We start from the raw sequence: 2,511 nt of genomic DNA on the forward strand, positions 1-2,511 counted from the left end.
GGTTTTTTTATGGCACAAACACATTTAGCTGCTTTTTGGTAAGCGCAACCTTCACTTTTTTGTGTTTTCCTACAGTCTCTCCATCAATTTGTAAATGCTCAGATTTCTCGCAGATAACCAAAACCTCTTTGGTACTAAATATTTTAACAAATGGTGAGTAATTGAGCTTGCCGGTAAAGAATAGGTAGGTCAATCTAAATATAGCATACCAGGGATAAGGCTTAAAAATGCACACTTCAAATTGCTGATCGTCTAGTCGGCCAATAGGATTTACTACTGCGCCAGTTCCGTATTCTCTGGCATTAGCAAAAACGACCATTTCAGCTTTTTCCTCAAATATACCTTCAGGTGTTTCAAACTTATAAGTAAGGGCTTTTTTGTTGAAAAGTGTTTCAAAAAAATGTCTTGCATAGCCTATTTTTCCTCTGTTTGAGCCCTTTTCAAATCTCTTTATGAGCTTTGCATTTAGGCCAATGTCACTTAGGTGAAGACAGAGATGTTGGTCATTAATTTGTAATACGTCTACTTTTTTAGACTTACCCTTAAATACAATGTCTAATGCAGCTTCAGTGTCTTCCTCAATTTCTAACTCTGTAGCCAAACCATTTGCAGAGCCCAGTGGTATTATGCCTAGTTTAATATTTTCATTTTCTAAAAGCACTTGCGCCACCATATTTACGGTGCCATCACCACCGCAGGCGATTACAGCGGTTGGCTTGTAGTCATCAATTTTTTTTCGAAGTTTCTCTGAGTCATTTTTTCCAGACGTTTCAAAAAACGTAAAATCTGGTGTTGTACTATCGTCACACCAATCAGCGATATTCGATCGAAGGCCATTTTTATCAATACCTCCGGAAATAGGGTTTATGGCAAATAGTAGTTTTCTCATTGTTGCTTAATAAACATTCAATTAAGCCTAAGAGTTATTAAACAAAAAGTCTATCAAAAAGCTATTTAAAAAACCGCTTAAGAAGTTTTCACTACGAATAAAAAAGGCCCTCGGCCTGCTCACTCCACCTGTGGTTATTCCATATCGAGGATATGGTACACCTGACTGTGTTTATTTAAAAGGACATGTACTCGATGATCGGCTTATTTATGATAGTCAACGAGAAGATAAGCGGAAGAAGAATTTACTGGCAATGCTCAGTAGGTACGTAAGTGAGGGCATACCTGATATACGTGTAGAAATAAGGTTTAATGGCGAAGAAAAAATCGTAACCACTGACCTACAGGGACTTTTTGAAGCTAAAATACCATTGAAAAACCCTGCTGAGGGTGGCTGGCAAAAAGTGACTTATCAGGTATTAGATGAGATTGTTGATGATCAGGAGCCACTGGAAGAAGTCGGTGAAGTATTTATTAATACACAGAAAAATCAGTTTGCGGTAGTTTCTGATGTTGATGATACGATCTTAATTTCTCATGCCACTGAGGCGTTAAGAAAGTTGAGACTCATTTTAACAAAAAACAGCAAGACCCGACTCCCATTTACGGGCGTGGCTTCATTTTACACTGCACTCAAAACAGGTAATCCTCCGGATAGTAACAATCCTATTTTTTACGTAAGCAGCAGCGAATATAATTTGTACGATTTCCTGGAAGACTTTTGTGATGTAAGAAACATACCCAAAGGGCCTTTTATGTTACAGGAGCTTAAAACTAGTTTGTGGAAGCTGATGAAATCGGGTGGCGGTTCTCACAACCATAAGAAGGACAAGATCATGCATCTTATGGAGGTTTTTCCTGAGCAAAGATTCATTCTGATTGGTGACAGTGGGCAAAAAGACGCCATTTTATATAAAAATATAGCTGAAGAAAGGCCCGAACAGGTTTTGAGTATTTATATCCGAGATGTTGGTAAGGAGAAAAGAGCCAAAAAAGTAAATACAATTGCGGCTTCTATTTCAAATGAAATCGAGATGGTGCTGGTGAGCGATTCTTACGAAGCGGCTAAACATGCGCATGAAAAAGGCTTTATTACAGATGCTGAATTGACACGTGTAAAAAATGAATTTGAAGAGCAGCAAACCCGTCCCGAGTCTCTGGTTGGGCAGTTTGCAGACAGTCAATAAACCTATGAGAAGTATGAGTTCATATATTTTTGGCGATCAGCAATGAGCTGTTTGTTATAAAATATATCTGGTCGCCTTATTTTCTCACTATAAATTCTGGTAACCCGTATCTGCTCAAACTCAATGCAATTTTCTGGTAAAAGGTAAAATGAAAAGTCACTTTGAAAGCCTGGCGTAAAAAATACGATATCCTGATGCTCATAGGTAAGACAACCGGCTTCGTCATATACTTTAATGAGTAAATCATGGCTGCCTTTACCACCTTTAATCTTTACTCTTTTTTTAGGGATGTCGTTTATAACCTTACCATTTACTACAATTTGTAAAGCATAATTTTCCTTTGTTTCAAAAGATGCGGTAGCCAACCCGAATACAATAGTAGATTGTAGGATGAGCCCCGCAAGCAAGCTCAATACCTTCACCATAAGTCAAATAC

General features: G+C 38.0%; 3 protein-coding genes. 1 reads left to right on the plus strand and 2 read right to left on the minus strand.

Annotated elements, in window-relative coordinates; translation table 11 throughout:
- Positions 1-7: 7 nt before the first annotated feature.
- Positions 8-889 (minus strand): diacylglycerol/lipid kinase family protein, encoded by an 882-nt coding sequence (locus E1176_RS02405; protein ID WP_155208976.1) that lies wholly within the window; start codon positions 887-889, stop codon positions 8-10.
- Between the two features lie 130 nt (positions 890-1,019).
- Between E1176_RS02405 and E1176_RS02410 the strand changes: the two genes are divergently transcribed.
- Positions 1,020-2,075, plus strand: a complete 1,056-nt coding sequence (locus E1176_RS02410) for a phosphatase domain-containing protein (protein WP_155208977.1) — start codon at positions 1,020-1,022, stop codon at positions 2,073-2,075.
- Between the two features lie 2 nt (positions 2,076-2,077).
- On the opposite strand, the gene E1176_RS02415 is transcribed toward E1176_RS02410, so the two are convergent.
- Positions 2,078-2,500 carry a hypothetical protein gene (locus tag E1176_RS02415; protein ID WP_155208978.1) on the minus strand — a complete coding sequence of 141 codons (423 nt, stop codon included), beginning with the start codon at positions 2,498-2,500 and terminating at the stop codon, positions 2,078-2,080.
- Positions 2,501-2,511: the final 11 nt, after the last annotated feature.

The sequence above is a fragment of the Fulvivirga aurantia genome, from assembly GCF_009711475.1.
Classification (GTDB): Bacteria; Bacteroidota; Bacteroidia; order Cytophagales; family Cyclobacteriaceae; genus Fulvivirga; species Fulvivirga aurantia.

Bases quoted from the DNA above. Each gene is read 5' to 3' on its own strand.
- E1176_RS02415 (WP_155208978.1), bottom strand. From the start codon at position 2,500: ATGGTGAAGGTATTGAGCTTGCTTGCGGGGCTCATCCTACAATCTACT.
- E1176_RS02405 (WP_155208976.1), bottom strand. From the start codon at position 889: ATGAGAAAACTACTATTTGCCATAAACCCTATTTCCGGAGGTATTGAT.